Source organism: Moraxella caprae DSM 19149 (assembly GCF_000426885.1).
GTDB classification, from domain to species: Bacteria; Pseudomonadota; Gammaproteobacteria; order Pseudomonadales; family Moraxellaceae; genus Moraxella; species Moraxella caprae.
This window is the reverse complement of the sequence record NZ_AUGF01000011.1, coordinates 25,684-51,550: the sequence shown is the minus strand read 5'-3', so window position 1 is coordinate 51,550 and position 25,867 is coordinate 25,684. Positions and strand designations below refer to the sequence as shown.

At 45.8% G+C, this 25,867-nt stretch carries 18 protein-coding genes, 2 tRNA genes and 1 pseudogene; 14 read left to right on the top strand and 7 right to left on the bottom strand.

Features of this window, described 5'->3' with window-relative positions; genetic code table 11:
- Positions 1-38 precede the first annotated feature (38 nt).
- The 3 genes from K941_RS0104855 (at position 39) to K941_RS0104845 (ending at position 3,228) form a co-directional block, all read left to right on the top strand.
- On the top strand, positions 39-1,307 hold the full coding sequence (locus K941_RS0104855; protein ID WP_036387505.1) for a phospholipase A: 1,269 nt from the start codon (positions 39-41) through the stop codon (positions 1,305-1,307).
- 3 nt (positions 1,308-1,310) lie between these two features.
- Entirely contained in the window at positions 1,311-2,084 is a 774-nt protein-coding gene (locus K941_RS14765) for a ComF family protein (RefSeq protein ID WP_147287573.1), read from the top strand.
- A 421-nt stretch (positions 2,085-2,505) separates the two neighbouring features.
- Positions 2,506-3,228, top strand: a complete 723-nt coding sequence (locus K941_RS0104845) for a hypothetical protein (protein WP_228130362.1) — start codon at positions 2,506-2,508, stop codon at positions 3,226-3,228.
- A 113-nt stretch (positions 3,229-3,341) separates the two neighbouring features.
- Here the strand turns inward: K941_RS0104845 and K941_RS0104840 are convergent, their stop codons facing one another.
- Complete coding sequence (locus K941_RS0104840; RefSeq protein ID WP_029102722.1) at positions 3,342-5,108, bottom strand: GspE/PulE family protein; 1,767 nt, start codon at positions 5,106-5,108, stop codon at positions 3,342-3,344.
- Positions 5,109-5,298: 190 nt separating this feature from the next.
- A complete protein-coding gene (locus K941_RS0104835; RefSeq protein ID WP_029102721.1) occupies positions 5,299-5,526 on the bottom strand; it encodes a hypothetical protein in 228 nt (75 codons plus the stop codon).
- 305 nt (positions 5,527-5,831) lie between these two features.
- Here K941_RS0104835 and alaS point away from each other — a divergent pair, with 305 nt between their 5' ends.
- The 6 genes and pseudogenes from alaS to rpmG all read left to right on the top strand — a co-directional run bounded on the left by alaS (position 5,832) and on the right by rpmG (position 11,311).
- A complete protein-coding gene (gene alaS, locus K941_RS0104825) occupies positions 5,832-8,468 on the top strand; it encodes an alanine--tRNA ligase (protein ID WP_208854361.1) in 2,637 nt (878 codons plus the stop codon).
- 133 nt (positions 8,469-8,601) lie between these two features.
- The gene (locus tag K941_RS0104820) at positions 8,602-9,888 is read left to right on the top strand and encodes an aspartate kinase (protein WP_029102719.1); all 1,287 of its coding nucleotides are present in this window, start codon (positions 8,602-8,604) and stop codon (positions 9,886-9,888) included.
- A 155-nt stretch (positions 9,889-10,043) separates the two neighbouring features.
- Positions 10,044-10,211 (top strand): annotated as a pseudogene (gene csrA / locus K941_RS0104815) (carbon storage regulator CsrA); the annotation flags it as partial.
- A gap of 91 nt (positions 10,212-10,302) precedes the next feature.
- Positions 10,303-10,647 (top strand): HopJ type III effector protein, encoded by a 345-nt coding sequence (locus tag K941_RS0104810; protein ID WP_029102717.1) that lies wholly within the window; start codon positions 10,303-10,305, stop codon positions 10,645-10,647.
- A 251-nt stretch (positions 10,648-10,898) separates the two neighbouring features.
- A complete protein-coding gene (rpmB, locus tag K941_RS0104805) occupies positions 10,899-11,135 on the top strand; it encodes a 50S ribosomal protein L28 (RefSeq protein WP_029102716.1) in 237 nt (78 codons plus the stop codon).
- Between the two features lie 20 nt (positions 11,136-11,155).
- A complete protein-coding gene (gene rpmG / locus K941_RS0104800) occupies positions 11,156-11,311 on the top strand; it encodes a 50S ribosomal protein L33 (RefSeq protein ID WP_003659281.1) in 156 nt (51 codons plus the stop codon).
- A gap of 423 nt (positions 11,312-11,734) precedes the next feature.
- Here the strand turns inward: rpmG and K941_RS0104795 are convergent.
- Both K941_RS0104795 and K941_RS0104790 read right to left on the bottom strand, forming a co-directional pair.
- Positions 11,735-11,821: transfer RNA gene (locus tag K941_RS0104795), tRNA-Leu, on the bottom strand.
- A 23-nt stretch (positions 11,822-11,844) separates the two neighbouring features.
- Positions 11,845-11,918: transfer RNA gene (locus K941_RS0104790), tRNA-Cys, on the bottom strand.
- Between the two features lie 411 nt (positions 11,919-12,329).
- Here K941_RS0104790 and K941_RS14760 point away from each other — a divergent pair.
- The 3 genes from K941_RS14760 (at position 12,330) to K941_RS14755 (ending at position 18,766) form a co-directional block, all read left to right on the top strand.
- Complete coding sequence (locus tag K941_RS14760) at positions 12,330-13,796, top strand: efflux RND transporter periplasmic adaptor subunit (protein ID WP_084137675.1); 1,467 nt, start codon at positions 12,330-12,332, stop codon at positions 13,794-13,796.
- A 9-nt stretch (positions 13,797-13,805) separates the two neighbouring features.
- Positions 13,806-16,952 (top strand): efflux RND transporter permease subunit, encoded by a 3,147-nt coding sequence (locus tag K941_RS0104780; RefSeq protein ID WP_029102715.1) that lies wholly within the window; start codon positions 13,806-13,808, stop codon positions 16,950-16,952.
- An 89-nt stretch (positions 16,953-17,041) separates the two neighbouring features.
- Positions 17,042-18,766, top strand: a complete 1,725-nt coding sequence (locus K941_RS14755; protein ID WP_084137674.1) for an efflux transporter outer membrane subunit — start codon at positions 17,042-17,044, stop codon at positions 18,764-18,766.
- A gap of 190 nt (positions 18,767-18,956) precedes the next feature.
- Here K941_RS14755 and K941_RS0104770 read toward each other — a convergent pair whose 3' ends face one another.
- Positions 18,957-19,925, bottom strand: a complete 969-nt coding sequence (locus K941_RS0104770) for a hypothetical protein (RefSeq protein ID WP_029102714.1) — start codon at positions 19,923-19,925, stop codon at positions 18,957-18,959.
- A 172-nt stretch (positions 19,926-20,097) separates the two neighbouring features.
- Between K941_RS0104770 and K941_RS0104765 the strand changes: the two genes are divergently transcribed.
- Both K941_RS0104765 and lolD read left to right on the top strand, forming a co-directional pair.
- The gene (locus K941_RS0104765) at positions 20,098-21,336 is read left to right on the top strand and encodes a lipoprotein-releasing ABC transporter permease subunit (protein WP_029102713.1); all 1,239 of its coding nucleotides are present in this window, start codon (positions 20,098-20,100) and stop codon (positions 21,334-21,336) included.
- 9 nt (positions 21,337-21,345) lie between these two features.
- The gene (gene lolD / locus K941_RS0104760) at positions 21,346-22,026 is read left to right on the top strand and encodes a lipoprotein-releasing ABC transporter ATP-binding protein LolD (RefSeq protein ID WP_029102712.1); all 681 of its coding nucleotides are present in this window, start codon (positions 21,346-21,348) and stop codon (positions 22,024-22,026) included.
- A gap of 83 nt (positions 22,027-22,109) precedes the next feature.
- Here the strand turns inward: lolD and K941_RS0104755 are convergent, their stop codons facing one another.
- Positions 22,110-23,318: an alpha-hydroxy acid oxidase gene (locus K941_RS0104755; RefSeq protein ID WP_029102711.1), complete on the bottom strand. Its 1,209-nt coding sequence runs from the start codon at positions 23,316-23,318 to the stop codon at positions 22,110-22,112.
- A 371-nt stretch (positions 23,319-23,689) separates the two neighbouring features.
- Positions 23,690-25,450 (bottom strand): L-lactate permease, encoded by a 1,761-nt coding sequence (locus K941_RS0104750; protein WP_029102710.1) that lies wholly within the window; start codon positions 25,448-25,450, stop codon positions 23,690-23,692.
- Positions 25,451-25,867: the final 417 nt, after the last annotated feature.

Here is a 25,867-nt window from a genome sequence, read left to right as displayed (position 1 = left end):
TGATTTAAACTTGTCATTTACCCAGTGTGAGATATTTTATGAAGTTTATCCCAAAGCGATTGAGCCTTGCTGTGACGTTCTCGTCATTGTCACTAGGCGTGATGAGTGGGCAGGCATGGGCAGAAGAGATTGCCCTGCCCATGCCCGAAGTGAGTGCGGTGCAGACGAATGAGCTTGACATTGCCGACCCTGTGCAGGGTGAGCGACTGTTTTTTGACTGTGCATCCGTGGTCAATGATGGTGAGCGTTTGGCGTGTTTTGACAGCATTGCCCTAGGCAAAGTGCCAAGCGTACTCCAAGATAAACGCCCTCTTGATTTGGGACAGACCTTTAAACGCACCATCAAGGGCGACCCACAGGTAGTGCTTGCTGAGACCGCCAGTGATTTGCCGACTGCTGACATCGCCCTAACAGAGCATGGGGCAGATGATGAGGTAAATCCTAACATCAGTGCCGGTGGCTTTGGCAAGGTGAATGGTAGCAGATACACACCGCTGAGTTTGGCTTATGACTTGGATAGAAACAGTGGTGGGCTATGGAAAGCTCGTCCTCATAACCCCATGTATATCCTACCAGTATTTGTCAATACCAAGCCCAACCGTTCGGTCAGCACCCCAACCCAAGAAGCAGTGGATTATACCGAAAACGAAATACGTAGTACCGAGTTAAAATTCCAACTCTCATTCAAATCCAAAGTTGTCGAAGATTTGTTTGGTACGAACGCAGACATGTGGTTTGGCTATACTCAGCAGTCGCATTGGCAGGTCTATAACGAAGATAACTCACGTCCGTTTAGGGCTCATGACTATCAGCCAGAGCTGTTTATCACTCAGCCTGTGGTGGCAGACTTACCCTTTGATGGCAAGCTACGCATGCTTGGGGCGGGTGCGGTACACCACTCAAATGGTGAAGGTGACTCCCTGTCACGCTCATGGAACCGTGCCTATGTCATGGCAGGGGCGGAGTGGGGTAACTTTACGGTCATGCCACGCCTGTGGGCGAGAGTTGCTAAGACCAGTGACAGTAACCGTCCTGATGATAACCCTGATATTGTAGACTATTATGGTCATGGCGATGTGCGTTTTATTTATCAGTTTGATAAGGGCAATAATATCTCAGGCACACTGCGTTATAACCCTAAAACCAGCAAAGGAGCGGTTCAGCTTGACTATGTTCGCCCCATTGGTCGTGGTGTGAGTGGTTATGTTCAGCTGTTTCATGGCTATGGTCAGTCCATCATTGATTATAATCATGAGTCCACGACCGTGGGCGTGGGCGTGATGTTAAATGACTGGATAGGATTATAACCTTTGCTCGCTCGCCTGCCCCCGTATGCCCTTGCCATTCTCTCATCATACGTGCATGAGTGCTGTCAGTTATGTGGGCAGACGATAGAGGTTAAGCCTAAGTTGGATATAGGGGGTGTGGCTGACCATGCCCCTTTTTGCCATATTCCTGTTTACCACGCACCCTTTTACCATGCTCCACTGCTTTGTATGTATTGTCATGCCCAGTGGGCAGGTAGATTGCCGATATTTGCCATGCGTGATGATGGGCGAGAGATTGCTTTGTATGCGAGTGCTTATTATGATGTGCCGTTAAAGCAGGTCATGACCGCCTTTAAAGACAAAGGCGATGTGTCATCACTCATGGTGTTATATCATCTGATGAGATACGTCAAGCGACCTCAAGGGGTAAATGCTGATAATGCCGTCCTTATTCCAACTCCGACCACAAGCTCTCGTTTGGTGGAACGAGGCTTTTATCCTGTGCTGATTTTGACCAGATATTTATCCTTTTTGTGGCAGATACCGATGTGGCAAGGTGTCGCTCGCTTGGATAATGTCATTCATCAGCGTGGTCTTAGCCGTAGTGACCGCCTGCACAACGTCAAGCATGATTTTTATCTGGCCGACCCTTTGCCGACTCGTCACGCGATACTGGTGGATGATGTTGTGACCACAGGCTCGACACTGCTTGCCATGGCAAATGCCATTTGGGCAGAACATTCCACTGCCAAGATTTATGCTGTCTGTGCGTTGCATGGGCGAGAGGCGATTCATCTGCCGATTTTGGATGAGTAAAGACCCCAAGCCTATTTTAATACCTTATTCTTAACCCTGTATGAGTTATTAAGTTGCCAAGGGTGAATTGATTTATCTCTCTAGACGAAAAAATAATTACGAGATAATCAACAATTTACCATTATAAGCTGATTGATAAGCTGAGTGAATTTTTAATGCCCTTACTGTCGTCAGTATAAGATTTTTTGTTACTGCATAATCTTTGCGGTAATTTTAGTCCTAGATGTTTACATAATAAAACATGAAAGTCATCAAAATATCACAAATTCCTTTGATTTGACTATTGATTTTATGGTTTTTTGATATTAAAATTAAACCATATAAATTAATGTTTAGTTTATATATTACTTTTGGAGAAAAGATGATGAAAACTTTAAAGTTAGTAACCCTAACTAGCGCGGTATTATTTTCTGGTACTGCCATGGCAAATGTTGTAACCAATGCAGGTCATACCATTGTAGATAGTGGTAAGACTGTCTTCACCACATTAGCCAAGCCAGGTGCTGTCAATGCTGAGATTGGTACATTGGGTTATGGTGCAAGCATTGCATGGTCTGCCAACGAATCAACCGAAGTGGTTGCTGGCTGGAATGGCGGTAGCTTCGATGTAGATACCGACATCGGTGGTAGTGATTCTGTCATCAACTGGAAAAAAGTGCTAGGTAATGAATGGGGTGATTATCAAGGCAACCTAAAACTTGATGGCGATTACAGCAACCCTTATGTTGGTGTTAATCTACGTCCTTGGAAAAACCGCTTTACTGTAGGTACTGGCGTTATTTTTCAAGACAATAAGCTTGATGCAACCCTAACTTCCCAAGAAGGGAGAGCAACCATCAAGATTGATGATAAAGAATACAAAGTTGGTGGCAATATCAATGTTAAGGCAGAGTCTGGCAATACCTTGGCTCCTTACTTGACGTTGGGTGTTAAGCCAAATATCAACAGTAACAGCCGTATCGGTTTCTTTGGTGAAGTGGGTGCTGCTTATACTGGCAAATGGAAAACAGAAGTTAATCTAGATAATGATGTTGTTCCAAGCCAAAATAAAGCAGAATTTCAAGCTGACCTAGAAAAAACCATCAGAGATAATAATCCCACTTGGTATCCTATTGTTAAAGTTGGTGCAACTTATCGTTTCTAATTTAAGCATCTAACTTAATAACCCCAAAGTTTAAAACTTTGGGGTTTGTTTTAGTTTTGTGTTTGAAAGCTTTTTAGACTGGATTATTGGGAGATGTTTTTGGTCGAGCTTTGCTAATTCAACGGAACAACCCGAAGCACTTCTTCAAGCGTGGTAACGCCCTCTGCCACACGTTTTGCTCCTTCTATGCGTAACGGTAACACCCCTTCACTATACGCCTGTTTTTTTAGGTCGTCAAGTCCCCCGTCTTTGGCAACCAGTTTTTTAAGCTCATTGGACAACGGCAAGATCTCATACAGCCCAATTCGCCCTTTATAGCCTGTGTTTCGGCACTCATCACAGCCCACAGGCATGTAGATTTTGGACGGAACAGGAGCGTTCCACGGAGCAACAAGCCCACGCCATTCGTCCGCTAGAGGCGAGTTTTCGCTCACGTCTTGGGCGGATTTGCAGTGAGGGCAAAGCGTTCTGACAAGCCTTTGAGCCATAATGCCCAAAATGGTTGCCGATGTCAAAAACGGCTGAACGCCCAAATCATGTAGCCGTGTCAAAGAGCTAGGAGCGTCATTGGTGTGCAAGGTGGATAACACCAAATGCCCCGTCAGACTTGCCTGCACCGCCATGTCTGCCGTCTCGCCGTCTCGGATTTCGCCTACCATGATGATGTCAGGGTCTTGTCGCATGAGCGAGCGAATGCCGTCTGCAAAGTGCAAATCAATCGCTGAGTTAATCTGCATTTGGTTAAAAGACGGCTCAATCATCTCAATGGGGTCTTCAATGGTACAGACATTCACTTTTTCGGTGGCAAGTTGTTTGAGTGTGCTATATAGCGTGGTGGTTTTGCCTGAACCTGTGGGGCCTGTTACCAGAATAATGCCGTTGGGGTGGGCGGTGAGAGCGTGCCACGTTTCTAGTTGTTTGCCCGTCAAGCCAAGCTGAGCAAAGGTGCGTACCAACACTTCAGGGTCAAACACACGCATGACGAGCTTTTCGCCAAATGCGGTGGGCAAGGTGGACAGACGAAGTTCGGTTTCTAGCCCTTTTGGGGTGCGTGTCTTTAAACGTCCGTCTTGGGGCTTTCGTTTCTCGGCAACGTTTAATCGTCCCAAAATCTTGATACGAGCGGTAACAGCCGTCAAAATCGCAGCAGGCATCTCATAGACGGTATGCAGTACCCCGTCAATTCTAAATCGCACCTTGCCCGTCTCACGGCGTGGCTCCAAGTGAATGTCGGAAGCTCGCTGTTCAAAGGCGTATTGCAAAAGCCAATCTACGACTTTAACGATGTGTTGGTCATTGGCATCAGGGTTGTTGTTATCGCCAAGTTGGAGTAGGGCTTCTACGTTGGTAACGTCCGCACTTGCCTTTTTTTGGGCAATGTCCGCCCCTTGTATGGCACGGGTGACTTGATAGAACTCGGCACGGTAGCGATTGAGCTGTTCAGGTGACAGATAAACGACCTTGATGTTTTTGGGGCGGACGATGTGGCTGATGTTGGCATGCCAATCGTGATAAAAAGGTTGGTCAGTGCCGATGATGACTTCCGTGTCTGTCACGGCAATGGGCAGAATGTACTGATTTTTGGCGTACTCAAAGGACATGATGCCCGTCACGCTCGGCACGTCTACTTTTAGAGGGTCAATTCGCACCACGTCCACGCCAGCTTTGCCCGCCAACCATAGATTGAGCTTATCTACAGTTAGGGGCTGATGGTCTAATAAGCTCGTCAGGTTAAAACGGGCGATGTTTTGGACGGGGTGTAGGGCAGGGTCGTTACGACTGGTGATGACAAGATTGTATGATTTTTGGTCAATGCGACCTTCTTTTAATAACTCATCCAAACACCAACGCAAATCGACGATTAGGGACAACTCAGTCATGACGGCTCTATTTGTGATAAATAAATACTATTGTAACATGAATTGATGGGTGTATTTCAATTTTGTTTGGTCGTACGCTGTGTAAAAATGCCATGATGGGGCGTGCTATCATGGCATATCTATGTTTCGGCTGTGGCTTGGCTATCTGGCTGGTATTGCAATATAGGCCAGATAAGCTGTGCCAAAAGCGTTACTGCGTTTTTTGTTGATTGGGGGTGAGACTGGCAGAGTTTGTCATGGCAGAAATGCGTTTGGTGACGACAAGGGCGATGGGAATGCTTACCACGAGTCCTGCGACCACGGCTCCAAGCACCGTTTGCATATTGGTCATGTCATTGACAAACACCACAATCATCAAGACGCCAATGAGTACAGTAGAAGCAATCGAAAAAATGGCACTAAATAGTGGAATGTTCATGGTGAATCCCCTAGCATTTTTGTGGATAAAATCTATATGCTATTTATACAACTTTTTTACATGAATGTTAAGCATTTTTATCAAAAACTCCATAATTTTTATAAGGATTTTATATTAATTCCAAAAAGTTATTAAGTCAGTCAGTCTTTCAACTAAATTTTGTGAAAAATTGGTTAAAATCACTGTTAATTATGGCGGTTTGTGATAAAATTAGCTGTTTATTTATCAAATTCGCCCCATGATTTTTAAAAATCACAGGCAAGCTACGAGATACGACCATGACAACCGCTCACTTAACCAAAACCATGCAACTGACCGAAGTACGTCAAGCCTTTATTGACTTTTTTAAAAGCAAAAACCACACGCCTGTGGCATCATCAAGTCTCATTCCACACAACGACCCCACGCTACTATTTACCAATGCAGGCATGAACCAATTTAAAGATACCTTTTTGGGTCTAGAAAAACGGGACTATCAGCGTGCCGTGTCATCACAAAAATGCGTGCGTGCAGGGGGCAAACACAACGACCTTGATAATGTGGGCTACACCGCCCGTCATCACACCTTTTTTGAAATGCTCGGTAATTTTAGCTTTGGCGATTATTTTAAAAAGGACGCCATTGCCTTTGCGTGGGAGTTTTTGACCGATGACAACTGGCTTGCCCTGCCCAAAGACCGCCTTTATGTAACCGTCTATCACACCGATGATGAAGCCTTTGACATTTGGCATAAGGACATCGGACTTGCCCCCGAGCGTATCATTCGCATTGGCGATAAAGGTGGGCTTTATCAGTCGGATAACTTTTGGGCGATGGGCGATACAGGACCTTGCGGGCCTTGCTCCGAGATTTTTTATGATTATGGCGAGCATATGGAAGGCGGACTGCCCGGTACGCCTGACGAAGATGGCGACCGTTACGTGGAGATTTGGAACTGCGTATTTATGCAGTTTAACCGCCAAAAAGACGGCACGCTAGAACCCCTGCCCAAGCCGTCTGTGGATACAGGCATGGGCTTAGAGCGTATCAGCTCGGTCATGCAGGGCAAATATGGCAACTATGAGACGGATTTGTTTGTTAATCTCATGAATGCGACTGCCCAAGTGATTGGCGTGGAGAGCACCTATGAGCCGTCTTTTAAGGTCATTGCCGACCATATCCGTGCCGTGTCGTTTCTCATCGCTGACGGTGTCCGCCCAAGTAACGAAGGGCGTGGCTATGTCCTACGCCGTATCATTCGCCGTGCGGTACGTCATGGCAATAAACTGGGGGCAGAGGGGGTATTTTTCCACAAAATCGTCCCTGCACTCGTGGCAGAGATGGGCGAGGCTTACCCACAGCTTGTCAACAAACAGGCTGAGATTGAAGCGGTCATCTTAAAGGAGGAGGAGCAATTTGCCAAAACGCTGGCACAGGGCTTACGTCTGTTATCGGGCGAATTAGAAAGTCTAAACACAGGCGATACCTTGACAGGGGAGACGGTATTTAAGCTATATGATACCTATGGTTTCCCAACCGACCTAACTGCCGACATCGCTCGTGAGCGTGGCGTTGGCATTGACGAAGACGGCTTTAATGTGGCTATGGAAGCTCAACGTACCCGTGCCAGAGAAGCGGGCAAATTTGACGTGGATTACACAAGTAGCGTAAAAGTAGAGACCCCAACCGAATTTGTCGGCTATGACCTGCTAGACAACCAAAGCCAAATCATAGGCGTGTACCAAGACGGCAAGGCGGTAAAGCGTTTGGGTGAAGGCGATGAAGGTGTGATTGTGCTGTCTGCCACGCCATTTTATGCCGAAGGTGGCGGTCAAGTGGGCGAGACAGGCGAGATTAGCACGTCCACAGGGGTGTTTTTTGTCGAAGACACCAAAAAATCTGGCACGGCAATTATCCATTATGGCACGGTAAAAATGGGCGAGATCACCCCAAATCAGTCCGCCAACGCCCAAGTGATTGCCGACGTGCGTAAAGCTTCCGCCAAAAACCACTCCGCCACGCACCTGCTCCACGCAAGCCTACGTGCGGTGCTAGGCACAGGCGTTGCCCAAAAAGGCTCGCTGGTATCGGCAGACGTGCTACGTTTTGACTTCTCTTATGATAAACCAATCAGTCATGATGAGCTTGCCACCATTGAACGCATGGTGAACGAGCAAATCCAAAAAAATACCCCTGTGCAGATTGAGTACCTACCCATTGATGAAGCCATTGACAAAGGGGCAATGGCTCTGTTTGGCGAAAAATATGGCGAAACCGTGCGTGTTCTTACCATGGGGACAAATGCCGATAACTCTACGTTCTCCATTGAGCTGTGCGGTGGCATCCACGTGGCTCAAACAGGCGATATAGGTCTGTTTAAAATCGTCTCCGAGAGCGGTATCGCCTCGGGCGTTCGCCGTGTGGAAGCCTTGACAGGCATGGGGGCGGTGCGTTATGTGCAGACGGGTGAGATGATTTTGGGTAATTTGGCAACGAATTTTAAGGCAAAACGTGGTGAGATTGAAACTCGTGTCGGTAGCCTTGCCGAGCGTAACCGTGAGCTTGAAAAACAGCTAGAACGCACCGAGCAAAAACTGGCAAGCCTACAAGCAGTATCGCTACTACAAAACGCGGTCAAAGTGGGCGAGACAAATCTACTCATCGCCAAAGTGGTAGGCGTGGACGGCAAAGCCATTCGTGGGCTTATGGATACCCTAAAATCTCGCCTTGATGGGGTGATTGTACTGGTGGGCGAGAGTGATGATTTGGCACTGTCGGCAAGCGTGGCGAAGGGCTTGACTGATAAGGTTAAGGCGGGCGACATCATCCGTCATTTGGCGGGCGAATTGGGTGGTAAAGGTGGCGGTAAACCTGACTATGCCCAAGGCGGTGCGGACAAGTCGAATAAACTGGAGAGTATATTGACTGCTTTACAAACCAAATTAACTGGCGAGCTGGCTTAATCAACAGTTAATTTTAGCAAACACGCTAAATGTTTGGTTATTTATAAAATTTTTTGATGAAATTATCAGTTTATTTTAAAAATAAATTGGGTTATAATTTTGGTTTACAGTTAATCCTTAATAGGAAAAGATAATGGCACTAATCGTCCAAAAATACGGTGGCACTTCCATGGGGAATGCCACCCGTATCAAAAATGTCGCCAAGCGTGTCAAACGCTGGCACGACCACGGTCATCAAGTGGTGGTGGTGGTCTCTGCGATGAGCGGAGAAACAAACCGACTCATCGGTTTGGCTCGTGAGATTAGCTCTGACCCCGACCCTCGTGAATACGACCAAATGGTCGCCACAGGCGAGCAGGTATCTATTGCCCTACTTGCCATGGCACTAAAAGATTTGGGCGTGGACGCCAAATCCATGACAGGGCGTCAAGTCGCCATTAAGACCGACACCACGCACACCAAAGCACGTATTGAGCATATTGACGCTGAAAACCTAAAACAAGAACTGGCTGACGGTAAAGTGCTGATTGTGGCAGGCTTTCAGGGCGTGAACGAACACAACGACTTGACCACGCTTGGACGAGGTGGCTCGGACACCACAGGTGTTGCCATCGCTGCGGCGTTAAAGGCAGACGAGTGCCAAATTTATACCGATGTAGACGGCGTGTACACCACCGACCCACGAGTAACCTCCAAGGCGAAAAAACTTGACAAAATCACTTTTGAAGAAATGCTGGAAATGGCATCACTTGGCTCAAAAGTTTTGCAAATCCGCTCGGTAGAATTTGCAGGCAAATACAAAGTGCCTGTACGGGTGCTGTCTAGCTTTGATGAAGGCGATGACGGGGCTTTTGATGATGAATTTAAACAAACTGTCGGTACGCTGATTACCGCTGATGAAGGAGATACTATGGAAAAAGCGTTAATTTCGGGCATTGCCTTTAACCGTGATGAAGCCAAAATCGTTGTGCTGGGTGTGCCAGACCGCCCTGGTATTGCCTCTGCTATTTTAAGTCCGATTGGCAAAGCCAACATCGAAGTGGACATGATTATCCAAAATATGTCCGAAAATGGCGTAACCGATTTTAGCTTTACCGTACCTCGTGGCGACTTTAACAAAGCCATGAAAATCCTAAAAGAGCAAGTCAAAGACGACATCGGAGCCACCGAAGTAGTAGGAGCGAGCGATGTGGTTAAAGTCTCTATCGTGGGTGTGGGTATGCGTTCGCACGCAGGCGTGGCAAGCAAAATGTTTGAAACATTAGCGTCGCAAAACATCAACCTACAAATGATTTCAACCTCCGAAATCAAAGTCTCTGTACTTATCAAAGAAGAGCATTTAGAAAAAGCGGTCAAATCCCTACACACCGCCTTTGGGCTTGACCGTGAAGACGGTGAGAGTAAGGTTGCAGGGCTGTAATTAGCCATTATGTAACAATTTGGTTTATTAATCATAATCATTACGTAAAAATTGCCAAAAAAGGCTGACAAGTTACCCAAGAAGTTTTATAATAGCAACTTGGGTAATTTTTATTTTTTTGCTTTTTAGCATTGTTTTTATAGCAAGGAGCTATTATGTTAATTCTAACCCGCCGTGTTGGCGAAACCCTAATGATTGGCGATGAAGTCAGTGTTACTGTGCTGGGTGTCAAAGGCAACCAAGTCCGCCTTGGTGTGAATGCCCCCAAAGACATTGCTGTTCACCGTGAAGAGATTTATCAGCGTATCCAGCACGAACGCTCTATGCAAATGCACATGAGCCACCTAGAACAAGGCAACTTTGCCCCACCATCATTTGACGATGATGATTATTTTAATCGCTAATGGATGTATGATGAATCACACTGACATTTCACGGCTATTAAATGGTATTGAGCAGGGCGGTTTGACGTTCAAAGACGTGCTTGCCTTTATTGATGCCAATTACACTTATACGCCTGTCGCCTTTCATAATGGCGAAGCGGTCAATCTTGCTGGTACTAACGAAGGCTCTGCCAAGGTGTTTAGCCTTGCCAAACTGCATGGGCTAAATCAGCTTGACACCCTAAAACTATTTGCCGAGCATTATCAGGCAGTGCTAGATAAGCCAGACGGCACCGACCACGCCAATATTCGTAACTTTTTACATTATGGCTGGCAAGGGTTTGGCATGCCTGTGAGTGCTTTGACCGCTCGTTAATTTTGTAAATTTGATAAAATAAGCCCGATTTTAAAATTTTACTTGAAATGTGAGTGAAATTGGTGTAAAATTCGGGCTTTGATTTTTCTGTCACTTTCTATTTATTGTCGCCTTTAACAATAAAGATGAAATGACATCACTAACAAGTTTGAATAATCCGCCTAGTCCATACCTAATTTTGTGGCGATTATTTAAATGGCACAACAGATACCGCTCAATATCCGTGCCACATCGTAATATAGGAGTTCATCATGTCTCGTGTATGCCAAGTTACTGGAAAACGCCCACTAGTGGGTAATAACGTATCTCACGCTAACAACAAAACCCGTCGTCGTTTTTTGCCAAACCTACACAACCATCGTTTTTGGGTAGAATCTGAAAACCGTTTTGTGCGTCTTCGTGTATCTTCAAAAGGTATGCGTATCATTGACAAGCACGGCATTGACAAAGTGCTTGCCGATTTGCGTGCCCAAGGTCAAAAGATTTAATTTAGCAAAAGGATAATACCATGAGAGATAAAATCAAACTCGTTTCTACGGCTGGCACTGGTTATTTTTATACCACCACCAAAAACAAACGCACCATGCCTGGCAAAATGGAAATCAAAAAATTTGACCCAAAAATTCGCCAGCACGTTCTATTTAAAGAAGCAAAAATCAAATAATTTTGCCCTTTAATTGAGAAAATCGCTTAAAACCAAATTCGGTATTCGGATTTGGTTTTTGTTTGCTGATAAAATAGCATTATTCCAAGATTTTTCCCCTAGCAAATTTGATATATGCCACGGATTTGTAGGAATGTGCTGAGCACGCCCCTTTGATGACATTACTGCACAAGGCTACATCCAAATATCATTATATTTGTAGTAATTTTAAAGTTTATTGAGTGCATATTTTAAAATTAGGCTCTGGTTCAAAAAGTATGCCACAGCTAACAAAATTGAATTTTACTACGGAAAACCTAGTTCAGCATACTTTTTAGACTACTACCTAAAATTAAAGGAGTATAGATGGAGTGGGGCGGATGTTAGATGATTTATTTAGACAAATAAAAAATACTTAGAAAATATCTAAGGATTTTAAATAGATGGTGCCCGGGGCCGGACTTGAACCGGCACGCTCAAAAGAGCGAGGGATTTTAAATCCCTTGTGTCTACCAATTTCACCACCCGGGCGGATTACTAAAAGTAATCAAAAATGGAGGCTGAGGTCGGAATCGAACCGGCGTACACGGAGTTGCAGTCCGCTGCATGACCACTCTGCCACCCAGCCTTGTCTTGGTCTGTCAATGACCTAAGTGGTCGCTATAATATCATGTTTTGGTAAAATTGCAAGTATTTTTTAAAAAAATTTTAAAAATTTTCGTCAAAAGTTCATAAAAAACGGTCGTATTGTTCACAACTAGCCCGAAAAATCAAGTGCTTTTTTTGGTATTGGTGTCAATAAAACTCATAACTTTTAGGGTAAATTAGAGTATAATAGTCAGGTTTAGCTGTTTTTGAAAAAACAGGCATTTTTATCCAAAATGCAATGGCTTTAGCGTTTTACTTTTGTTGGTTAATTTTCATTATAATATCATAAATATGAATTTTTTGAAAATCTATAAAAGCGTGTAATCAAAAAAGTAAAACCCTAAAACTCTTTTTATGATTACTTTAAAATATTTATAGTAAGCAGGTATTTATGAAATTTAATTTAAAAGTATTAACATTCTCTGTGCTTGTGGCAACTGCTGCTCTAGTAGGTTGTGGTAAAAACGACCAAGGGGCAGGCGGTGCAGGAGCGGGGGCAGGTGCTACCCAGCAAATGCCCCCAGCGACCGTAGAAGTGCAGACGGTGTCGCTACGTTCAATACCCGTGGTTAAATCCTTCTCAGGGCGTGTGACAGCGGTTGAGACATCCGAGGTGCGTCCACAGGTGACGGGTATTATTGAGTCTGTTGCTTTCCAAGAGGGCAGTTACGTCAAGGCAGGACAAGAGCTGTACCGCCTAAACCGTGATAATTATATCAGTGCTGCTAACAGTAGTATCGCTGCCATTCAGACAGCGGAGGCAAGCTTGATTAGTGCCAGAGCCAGTCTTGCTGCCCAAGAGGCGACCCTTGCCCAAGCTCGGGCAGATTTGGCTCGTGTTGAGAGCTTGGTGGGTATCGATGCGGTATCAAAACAGTTGTATGACCAACATAAGACCGCCGTGAGAACCGCACAGGCAAATGTCGAGGCTGCCAAAGCAACGGTCAATCAAGCCAATGCGTCAATCAACAGTGCCAAGGCAAATCGTGATGCCAGTCAGCTTGACATGAGCCGTACCATCATTCGAGCTCCGATTAGCGGTAAGATTGGTATTTCGGCGGTCACGGCAGGGGCATTGGTCTCCGCCAGTCAAGCCACACCACTGGCGACCATCTCACGCACTGACATGGTGTATGTGGACATCAGTCAGTCATCATCAGAGCTACTAAGACTGCGTCAGCAGATGGCAAGCGGTCAAGCCAGTGAGGGCTCAACAGAGGTACAAATCGTTCTAGAAGATGGCGAGACCTACCCGCTCATCGGACGTTTGGCACTCTCAGATGCCAGCGTGGATGAGGCGACAGGAGCAGTCAAGCTAAGAGCGGTGTTCCCGAACCCTGACGGACTGCTTATCCCAGGAATGTATGTCAATGCCAACCTAGCCCAGTCAGTGGTGCATAACGCCATGCTACTGCCCCAAACTGCCATCATTCGTACACCCAAAGGCGAAACTCAGGTCTATGTGGTCAATCAAAACAAACAAATTGAAATGCGTAATGTCAAGACCGCAGGCACGTTCCAAGGTCAATGGGTAGTAACCGATGGTCTGACCAATGGCGATAATGTCGTTGTGGTTGGCGGTGCTAAGGTTAAGCCTGAGCAGGCGGTTGAGACACGTCCATACTCACCAAATGGTCAAAATCCCCAAGGAGTAGGTCAAGCCCCTGCCCAAGGACCTGTACAGAGTCCTAACCAAGCCCCAAGCCACGCTCCACAACAAAGCAAAACCAGTCAGCAAGGACGGCAAGAGCAACAGGCACCAGCAACTCCTACTCAAAACCGAGCACCGACAGATGATGGTGCTGAACAAGCAGAAGCCCAAGCGATGGCAGATGCTGCTGATGAAGTGGTACAATAGGGGTAGGTGATGTCAAAGTATTTTATTGAGCGACCCATTTTTGCGTGGGTCATTGCTATTTTGATTATGCTTGTGGGTATTATTGCGGTACGCAGTTTGCCCATTGAGCAGTACCCGCAGATTGCCCCGCCAACGGTGTCGGTCAATGCCGTCTATCCAGGTGCTGATGCCCAAACGGTGGAAAATACCGTAACGCAGGTCATCGAACAGCAGATGAAAGGGCTTGATGGACTCATGTATATGTCATCAAGTTCATCAGCCAATGGTTCGGCGTCTATTACGCTTACCTTTGAAAATGGGGTCAATCCAGACACCGCACAGGTGCAGGTGCAAAACAAACTGCAAGCAGCGACCAGTTCTCTGCCTACTGACGTACAACGTCAAGGCGTGTCGGTAAACAAGTCGAGCAGTAGTTTCTTGATGGTGGCGTCCTTTGTGTCAGAAGATGGCAGTATGACCCAGTCGGACATCGCCGACTACATTAACTCAAATGTGGTGGACAGTCTCAGTCGTGTCAATGGTGTGGGTTCGCTAAACGTGTTTGGCTCGCCTTATGCCATGAGGATTTGGCTAGACCCTGCCAAATTATCATCTTATTCACTCATGCCATCTGACATCTCAGCAGCGATACAGTCGCAAAACGTGCAGGTGTCAGCAGGTCAGCTTGCCAATTTGCCAACCGATCTTGATCGCCAAGTGATTAATGCTACTGTAAGTGTGCAGAGCTTTTTACAAACACCTGAAGAATTTGGTAACATTTTAGTCAAAACTGACACGTCAGGGGCGAAAGTCTATCTACGAGACGTGGCGGATATTGAGCTGGGTTCAGAGAGTTATGCGGTAAAAACCCTCTATAATGGACAAGAAGCCGCGGGTATGGGTATCATGCTCGCTTCTGGTGCCAATGCCTTAGAAGTGCGTGAAGCGGTACAACAAAGGCTTGATGAGTTATCACAAGGCTTTCCTAAGGGTTTAAAAATTGTCGTACCTTATGACACCACACCGTTTGTCAAATTATCCATCAAGCAAGTGGTGATGACGCTATTAGAGGCGATTGTGTTGGTATTCTTAGTCATGTTCTTATTCTTGCAGAACTGGCGTGCGACCATCATCCCTACACTTGCCGTGCCTGTGGTTATCCTAGGAACATTTGCGGTACTGCTGTTTTTTGGTTTTACCATTAATATCTTGACCATGTTTGCGATGGTGCTTGCAATCGGTCTGCTTGTCGATGACGCCATTGTTGTTGTGGAGAACGTCGAGCGTATCTTAGAAGAAGACTCGAATATCTCAGTCAAAGATGCGACCATTCGGTCAATGGGCGAGATTAGTAAGGTGGTTATTGGTATTGCCTTGATTCTGTCAGTGGTATTTGTACCGATGATTTTCTTTGGTGGTTCATCTGGGGTGATTTATCGTCAGTTTGCTGCAACTCTTATCACCAGTATGTCGCTGTCGGCAGTGATTGCATTGGTGTTTACCCCTGCTTTATGTGTGACTATTCTAAAACGTCAAGCTCATAAAGACATTCATGCCCAAAAAGGCTTTTTTGGTTGGTTTAACCGCTTTTTCTTTAAAGCCAGTCGCAGTTACGAGAACTTTGTCGGTAAAACCTTTAATGCCAAATGGCTCTTTGCCATCGCCTATGCAGGTGTGATTGCGGTATTGGCACTGATTTTTGTGCGTTTGCCAAGCTCATTTGTACCAGAAGAAGACCAAGGTATGCTGATGACATTGGTGCAGCTGCCAGCAGGTTCGACGCTTGATCAAACTGCTGCGGTCATGGAAAAGGTGGGTGGCTACTTTCGTGAACAAGAGGCGGATAACGTAGAGTCGGTCTTTACCATCTCAGGGTTTAGCTTTGGGGCAAGTGGTCAAAATGCGGGTTTGGCATTTGTTAAATTAAAAGATTGGAGCGAGCGTACCTCGGATGAGAGTGTAGCACAGGCGATTGCAGGACGTGCCATGGCACTTAATGTCATGATTCCAGAGGCGACACTTGTGTATCCAATTGCCCCGCCTGCGATTCAAGGTTTTGGTAATGCCAGTGGCTTTGATTTACAACTCCAAGACATCGGCGGTGTGGGTCATGCTAAGCTGTTGGAAGCTCGTAATATGCTCCTTGGTATGTCTGCTCAAAACCCAACTGTGGCAGGTGTCCGCCCTAATGGTCAAGAAGATGCCCCTAAGCTCAAAGTCAACATCAACCAAGAGCAAGCAGCTGCCTATAACCTAAATATGACAACCGTCAATGCCACGCTTGCCCAAGCCTTTGGTGGTAGCTATGTTAATGACTTTATTGACCGTGGTCGCATCAAAAAGGTCTACATGCAAGGTAATCCTGACAGCCGTGCCACGCCTGAGGACATCAGCAAATGGCATGTGCGTAATGCCGAGGGGCAGATGATTAGCTTTGCGGCATTCTCAGACAGCGAATGGCAGTATGGTAGCCCTGGTTTAAACCGCTATAATGGTCTGTCATCACTAAATGTCCAAGGTGCCGCCGCCCCTGGTAAGAGTACGGGTGATGCCATGCTTGCCATGGAAGAGATGATTGCACAACTGCCTGAGGGTATTGGTTATGAGTGGACGGGTCTGTCACTAGAAGAGCGTAAATCAGGCGGTCAAGCATTGCCACTTTATATCATCTCCATGCTGGTGGTATTCCTATGTTTGGCGGCGTTGTATGAGAGCTGGTCGATTCCATTCTCGGTCATGTTGGTGATTCCGCTGGGGGTTGTCGGTGCGGTCATCTTTACCATGCTGCGTGGCTTTGCCAATGACGTGTACTTACAGGTGGGTCTATTGACGGTCATCGGTCTGTCTGCCAAAAACGCCATTTTGATTATTGAATTTGCCAAAGAAATTCAAGAGTCGGGCAAATCCTTAAAAGAGTCGGTCATGACAGCAGCTCGTATGCGACTGCGTCCGATTATCATGACATCGCTTGCTTTTGGTATTGGTGTGGTACCACTGATGATTGCCACAGGGGCAGGCTCTGGCAGCCAAAACGCTGTTGGTACGAGTGTGGTTGGTGGCGTTATCACGGCGACTTTCTTGGGCGTGTTCTTTATTCCAATGTTCTATGTATGGGTGCGTTCGATTTTCCCCTACAAATACAAAAAGACAGCGAATGCGGACGTTCATAACGCCTAAGCGTGGCAACCAATAGGAAGACATTGCCAAATTAGCCTGCATTGTGTATCATGACATGATTTGGGCTGATTTGGTTAAAGAGAGATATTATGAAAAATAACATAAAAACATCACGTGTGTTCATGCTAAGCACGCTTGCCTTGTTCATGACTGCGTGTAGTACCATTCCCCAAAAATCACAAAGTGTATTGGCTCAGCCAAAAGTGCCTTTAGAGTTGCCTTATGAAGTACTTGATGTTGATACAACCATCAGCACGCCTGAGGCACCAAGCTTGGCAGGCATGCGTTGGCAAGATTTTTATGCTGATCCTAAATTAAAAGCCCTGATTGAAATGGGTCTGACTCACAATAAAGACTTACAATCAGCCATCTTGGCGGTGCAAAGTGCCAGGGCTCAGTATCAGGTCACCAATGCCAATGCCTACCCCAATATTGGCGTATCGGGCGGGGCAACTCGTGGGGCAGATGCTCGTGATAGAAATCCTAGCACCAATTATAATGTTGGACTTGCGCTGTCAAGTTATGAGCTTGATTTGTGGGGTCGGGTTGCTAGTGCCAAAGAAGCAGCACTACATGACTATCTGGCACAAAATTCCGCCAAAGATGCCGCTCAAATTTCTATCATCTCAGCAATCGCCCAAGGCTATGTCAATCTTAGCTATGCCATGGCACAACGTCAGCTCGCCCTAGAAACGTTAAAAACTCGTGAGCATTCGCTGTTCATTAACAATAAGCGTTTTGAGGCGGGCATTGATGCCAAATCAACCAGTCTGCAAGCCGAAGCGTCGCTAGAATCTGCCAAATTGGCAGTCTATCAGGCGGATACCAATATCTTAAAAACAAAAAATGCCTTGCAGTTATTATTGGGAACCCCGATACCTGTGGAGCTATTGCCTGATTTAGGCGTAAATAACATCACCACGCAAAGTCTATTTAGTACGGGTCTGCCCAGTGAGTTGTTATACTATCGCCCTGACATCGTCCAAGCTGAACATCGCCTAAAAGCAGCAGGAGCGAACATCAATGTGGCTCGTGCTGCCTATTTTCCTAGCATTAGACTATCAAGCAACATCGGCTATGGCTCCACTGATTTGGGGGATTTGTTCAAATCAGGGGCGTTTAGTTGGTCAGTGGGTCCATCTATTAGCTTGCCAATTTTTGATGCAGGATACAGACGTGCTAATTATGAAGTCGCACAAATCGGTCAAAAGCAAGCGTTGGTGAATTATGAAAAAACCATTCAAACGGCATTTAAAGAAGTCTCTGATGTGCTTGCTACCCGTGCCACCATGGAACATCAGCTAAATTCACAGTATCGCCTACAAAAAAATTATCAAGAAACCTATAACATTGCCCACGCACGTTTTCGCTCGGGGCTTGATAATTATCTTAATGTGCTAGATGCTGAGCGTTCGCTTTTTGCCAATCAACAAAGCATTTTGAATTTGGAATTACAAAAAATTCTAAGTCAGATTGAGCTTTATCAAGTATTAGGTGGGGGAGCGACACTTTCGGCTGAGCAGATTACAAACTTTAATAAACAGCGTGAAGCCATGCAGACAGCAAGTCTTGCTACCGCTGAGCAGTTGGCAAATGCCCAAATTAAAGGCGCTAATACTGCCACCAGCCCAGAGCTTGTACAGCCTGAGCCTAATAATATCAGTGTGGTAGAGCCATCAAATGTAGGTGGTGTGGCAACGAAGCTTGCCACGACCAACGACGCACAGGCGACCAGTATGCCTGCCACTAACCCATCGGGATTAGCCATCATCAAACCTGCTGATGATAGTGAGTCTGTGCAAGTAACTCCTTGATTTTGTCATCAAAAAAGTCCGCAATCTGTGTTGGGTTGCGGACTTTTTTCATAAAGTTAAGTGATGAGCAAAGGTGTTGTTTAAACATGGCTTTTAAAATTGTGGCTTGATATAGATGGTCATTGATATAATACGTGAAAATTATGGTCAAGATGATGAGTAGGGCTTGGCAAATACGCCATCAATATCGCTAGATGTGAGATTGCCTTTGTTGGTTCTCGGCATAGATTGCCACTTGTAGCCAGACGTTTGCTTGAATGTAGTCTTGCACTTGAATCTGACGGTTTTGCTCATTGCTGACGGCAGCGATACGCACCACAAAGGCCTCGGCATTGGGTTCACGTAAAATTGCCACATCAAAGAGTGTGATGGGTATGCCAAAAAATTCAGTACGGCTTATGCCCAGCACCTGACCTTGGCACCATGCTTCATCTTCTTGCCCAAAGGTGTCGCCAAACAGATAAATGCAGCTCTCCCCAAAGTTAATTTCTACAGGAGCAAGAGGCATGTTTTCATTGCCGTCTTTGGGCGTCCATGTTTTTATTTGCTCATCAATGTCATCAGGCACTATGCCACCATTATCCGCTACGATGTCATTAAAGGCACGATGATAGCGAATGGCTTTTGGGTTTTTGACCAGTAGCGTCTCATCTTTGTTGCTTGGTTCAATGTTGTACGCCCATGCACTAAAATTAGCAAAGTAATTTTTTGGGGTTTTGTACTCGTGGCGATTGATGGCGTAGAGCTGGTCAAAGGCGTAGATGGTTGTGCCATCGGTGGTTCGAAGGCGTAAAATGGCGTCAGCGGTACGCTCACAGCGAATCACTCGCTCAATCTGACAGTTTACCCCATAAGGACTATGCACCGAAGGGTAGGCGTTGATAAAAGCGGTGGGTTTGCCGTTATCCATGGTAAGAATTTGCTTGATGTGACAAGGGGTGTCTTGTCCGAGTAAAAGGGTCTTATGATCAGTACGCCCCACGGTCAAACCAGCAGGCAGGGTGGCAGTCTCCAACATGGCTTGGAGCCAATCTGGCACGTCATCGGCAATGTTATTGGTTAAAATCGCCCAATGATCGCCATGTCCTGCATTTTTGTCGCAAGGCAAGTCTATCTTTTGGGGTGGTACTTCATGCTTGTAGTCGTAGCGAATGCTCATGGGAGTTCCGAATGAATAAATACCCCATCTTTATAGGGGGGAATTTTAAAAAATCAAGTCATCTTATCCTACTGATTTGGATAAAATTTATCATCATGAACGACAAAATCCCCAAAAGCATGCCAAAATGGTGTAAACTATGGCGTCAAATTTTAAAAGGCAATCCCCATTTATGTTTCGTCCCCTTGCTTTATTTATCGGGCTAAGATACACCCGAGCTGAGCGTAAAAATGGCTTTATCTCCTTTATCTCACTCATCTCAATGATTGGGCTAACCCTTGGTGTGGCGGTGCTTATTACTGTTTTGTCGGTGATGAATGGCTTTGATAGGGAGTTAAAAACCCGCATTTTGGGCATGGTGTCACAGGCAAATGTCAGCTCTTATGAGATTATGCCTGATTGGCAAACACTTGCCACAAAGATTGAAGAGAATGACAAAAATGTCGTGGCAACTGCTCCATTTATCGGATTGCAAGGCATGCTGACCGCTCATGGACAGGTGGCGGGTATTATGGTAACAGGCATTGAGCCTGAGTATGAAACCAAAGTGTCCATCATTGGTGAACATATGGTGCAAGGCGACATCCATGTATTAAGGGCGGGGGAGTTTGGTATTGTCTTGGGTGAGAGCATGGTGCAATCTATGGGACTGATGATAGGCGATAAGGTAACCTTGGTAATGCCCGAAGCATCGGTATCGGTGGCGGGTGTTGTTCCTAGATTTAAGCGTTTTACCCTTGTGGGGACGTTTAGCATCAGCCCTGAGATTGACAGCACCATGGCGTATGTTGCCATGCGTGATGCAGGCGTGCTACTGCGTCTGCCCGAGGGAGCTCAGGGCATTCGCCTAAAAATGAATGATATTTTTAAAGCCCCCCAAGCGGCACTAAAAGCACAGAACATCGCTCCTGAGCGTTTGATTGCTAATGACTGGACAAGCACGCACGGCAATCTGTTCTCCGCCATTCAAATGGAAAAAGCCATGGTGGGACTACTGCTTTTTTTAATCATTGTGGTGGCGGCTTTTAATATCGTGTCTAGCCTTGTCATGCTTGTGACGGATAAAAAATCTGACATCGCGATTTTAAAGACCTTTGGGGCAAGTCCTAAGCTTATCATGCAAGTCTTTATGGTGCAAGGCATGATTATTGGCGTGATTGGTACGATAGCAGGGACGATATTGGGCATAACTCTTGCTTTGACGGTGAGTGATATTTTAGGTTTTATTAATAATTTCTTTGGACTACATTTGTTTGATGCGTATTTTGTCAATTATTTGCCATCACAAGTAAAGGTAAGCGATGTACTGCTTATCACATCCGCATCATTTTTATTGTCATTTGTCATGACCATTTATCCTGCTTTGCGTGCGTCAAAAATTCAGCCCGCCCAAACCTTGCGTTATGAATAAGGAAATTAGATGAGTATTATTTTAGAGGCAAAAAATATCAGCAAAATCTATGACGAAGGCAAGATTCAAACATCTGTACTGACAGGGCTTGATTTAACCGTTCATCAAGGCGAACGTGTTGCCATCGTTGGTAGTAGCGGTTCGGGCAAAAGCACGCTGTTGCACTTATTGGGAGGGCTTGATACACCAACTGAGGGCGAAGTATGGCTCAAAGGCGTGTGCCTAAATCATTTAAATGAGACGGCACGTGGACAGATGCGTAATGAGCATTTGGGTTTTATTTATCAGTTTCATCATCTACTGGCGGAGTTTAGTGCCACCGAAAATGTTGCCATGCCCTTGCTCATGCGTGCTGATGTCAGTATTAACGAAGCAAAAGATAGGGCAAATGAACTACTAGACCGTGTCGGTCTGTCGCATCGTACCCACCACCGCCCAAGCGAGTTGTCAGGCGGTGAGCGTCAGCGTGTGGCGATTGCCCGTGCGTTAGTGACACGCCCGAGTTTGGTGTTGGCTGATGAGCCAACGGGCAACCTAGATGATGATAATGCTTTGGCGGTGTTTGAGCTACTCTCAGAGCTACAAGATACGCTTGGCATGGCACTACTCATGGTCACGCATGACAGGACATTGGCGGCACGAGCTGATAGGGTGCTACACATGAAAAGTGGGACGTGGGCGCAGTTTTGATGGATGATTCAATGAACTGTATGAGCTTGCCATGGGTAAATGCATCAGTAAAAAACCACGTCCTAAGACGTGGTTTTGTGTTTTTACCAACGAATTGGCGTAACATGGGGGTTACTGGCTTTGAGATTCTCGTATGTGCCTTTGACAAAGATGTCTTCATTGACGGTGCTGATGTTGGTATGACCGCAGAACGCCATCGTGATGTCGCACTCTTTGTAGATAATCTCTAAGGCACGGCGAACGCCATCTTCGCCATACGCCCCCAGACCATATAGGAATGAGCGACCTATCATCGTGCCTTTTGCTCCTAGTGCGATGGCTTTTAGCACGTCTTGACCTGAGCGGATACCACTGTCTAGCCAGATTTCGCATTTTGAGTTTTCTGCTTGTACCGCTTGCACGCAGTCGGCAAGGCTAGCGATAGAGCTTGGGGCTCCGTCTAGTTGACGACCGCCGTGGTTGGAGATGACCATGGCGTCCGCCCCTGATTTGGCAGCCAAAATGGCGTCTTCGGGCTCCATGATGCCTTTGATAATGAGTGGTCCGCCCCATAGCTCTTTGATACGAGCGACATCGTCCCAATTAAGGCTCGGGTCAAACTGCTCTGCCGTCCAAGATGATAGGCTAGACAAATCGCCCACCCCTTCGGCATGACCGACAATGTTGCGAAAGGTATGGCGTTTGGTGCCAAGCATATTAAAGCACCATTCAGGTTTGGTCATCAGATTGATGATGTTGGTTAGGGTAGGCTTAGGGGGTGCAGACAGACCATTTTTGATGTCTTTGTGGCGTTGTCCTAGCACCTGTAAATCAGCTGTTAAGATAAGGGCAGAGCATTTGGCTTCTTTGGCACGGCGAATCAGATTTTCCATGAATTTTTTATCACGCATGACATACAGCTGAAACCAAAATGGCTTGGTGGTGTTCTCTGCGACATCTTCAATAGAACAAATACTCATCGTCGAGAGCGAAAAGGGAATGCCAAATTTCTCAGCAGCACGAGCCGCGTGAATCTCACCGTCTGCCCACATCATACCCGTAAAGCCTGTCGGGGCGATTGCCACTGGCATATGCACGTCTTGCCCTATCATCTGTGTGGCAAGCGAACGACCTTCCATGTCCACGAGTACACGTTGGCGTAGCTTGATGCGGTCAAAATCGGTCTCGTTATTGCGATAAGTGGTCTGTGTCCACGAGCCTGAGTCCACATAGTCATAGAACATGCGGGGTACTTTACGCTCGGCAATACGGCGTAGGTCTTCGATTTCGGTGATTTTACTTAAATCTGCCATAAAACAGCCTTAGTTTTTAAAGTTTTGAAAATGGGGTGTATTTTACAATAATTTATAAAAAATAACAAAAGGGATTAGGGCATGTTGAACATTGATAACATTTTATAAAACAAGATGAGAATTTGATAATATCAATCAATTTTTGCATGAAAAATGGCTATCCAACCACTTAATCATGTAGATTTTTAAGATTTTTAAAACTTAATCTCTTAAAATTAAGTGGTCGGATTGTTTTTCATAATAAAAACTTGTCTGATAGAAAACCCACAGCCTTTGTTTTTTCCTTGAAAAACGTGCGATTTTTCTTATTTTGCATTGCAAATACCAATGTTTAACACGCCCTATAAAACCCCTTTTGTTAAAATCATACTCTAAGTTCGCTCACTCTTTTTGCTGATAACAGTCATGATGGCAAAGAAGGCAATCGCCCACAATGCTGCTGCAATCCACCATACAGGGTTAAATATGAACGCCATGCCCACCAGACCTGCTTGTATTACATAATAACTCATGGCGATGAGTGTCTTACGAATAACCAAGCCTTCACGGTTCACCAGTCCGACCACCGCACAGGCAGCGACAACGTTATGCACGCTAATCATGTTACCAGCGGCACCGCCCACGGCTTGCAGGGCGACGACTTTGGCGGCGTCATTAGCACCTAGGTCAATCTGAGTGGCAGTGCTCCACTGAAAATGGCCAAACATCATGTTAGAGACGGTGTTTGACCCCGCAATGAACGCTCCCAATGCCCCAATCCAAGGCGACACGAGTGGCCACATATTTGCAAATACATCAGCAGCACCTGCCGCCAGTACTTTTGGCATGGCAAGAATCGGCTCGGCAACATCAGCAGGCGTGCCAGAGTTGATGAATACTTGCACCATCGGGATGGAGAACAGTAGGGCGGGGGCGGCGGCTATCATGGTTTTGCCAGAGGCTGACCAACTTTTTTTGACGGTGTCGCCTTTCATGCCAAACAAAAAGATACAGATGATGGAGACAAGCAGCAGCACGGTCGCAGGCGAGTACAGTAGCTGTGTTTTGTTGGTGATACTGGTTTCTAGGATATTGCTAAATGTGATGACCGCATTACTGCTTAGCCAATCTTTTAATGGCTTGATGGTACGAGTGGCGATTAGAATACCGATGACCAGCAGATAAGGCGAGAATGCTTTAACCACAGAGAATTTGGCTTTTTCATTCACATCAATGTTGGTGGTGGCTAAGGTGCCCCTCCATTCTTCTTCCCATTTATCACGGCTTTCAAAGTCAAAGGTGTTTTTGGGGGTCAAAAAGCCCATTTTGGCAGCTGGCACGACAATAGCAAGACCGACCACGGCTCCGACCAAAGAAGGCAGTTCGGGTCCGACAAATTTGGCGGTCAAATAGTAAGGGATGACAAAGCACAGACCGGCAAAAATGGCAAAAGGAGCGGCTTCAAAACCTTGGCGAAACGAGCGTTTTACCCCAAAGAATTTGGTCAAGAAACAGCACAAAATCAGCGGAATCAAAAAACCCACCACTGAATGCACAAAGGCAACGTTTGCCCCGATTTGCACGATATAATCATTAAAGGCAATGCCCTGCTGACTAATGGCAGCGGTTACATCTTCTTTATTTTCAAGCCCCGAGTTCACGCCGATAAGAATGGGTGTACCTACTGCTCCATAGGAGACAGGAGCGGACTGAATGATAAGAATTGCCATGACACACGCCATTGCAGGAAAGCCGAGTGCCAGCAGTAGGGGAGCTCCCACTGCTGATGGCGTACCCCAACCTGTGGAGCCTTCGATGAGTGAGCCAAACAGCCATGCCACAATAATCATCTGTACACGGCGGTCAGGCGAGATGCCCATAAAGCCTTGGCGGATGGCGACAATGGCTCCGCTCTCTTTTAGGGTATTAAGCAGTAGCACCGCAGTAAAGACGATGAATAGGACGTTGGCGGCGGTTAATACGCCATGAATGGTCGCAGCGGCAACTTGATTGCCAGCGGTTTGCCATACAAATAATGACAGCAAAGCGGTTGCAAAATACGCCACAGGCATGGCAATTTTGGCGGGTAGTCGCATGACGACCAATAAGGTAAAAACAATTAAAATTGGTAATAATGCCAAAAAGGTCAGCATATACACTCCTTTGTCTAACAAAGACTGTATGCCCATTTGTGTTATGATTTCAATTTTAAAAAATCCATTAAAATTGTTGGGTCATACAAAATAACAATCGTTTGTGATGATTGATACATCACAAAGCCCTATTTTTGGTAAAATTTAGCAAATACCATAATATAAAAATGGTTATTAGCAATAAATCTCATTAGCTAAATAATGAGCCAAAGTGCTATTTTACTCAAAAATTTATTAAAAATAAATAGGGCGTACCTATCCTTGATAACATTTTTATAAAATAAGATGAGAATTTGACAATTTCAACCAATTTTTGCATGAAAAATGGCTAAATCTTGTGGCTCGAAGTCAAAAACTTGCTTGATAGAATGACTATCAACCTCAAGTTTTTTCCTTGAAAAACGGGCGATTCCCCTG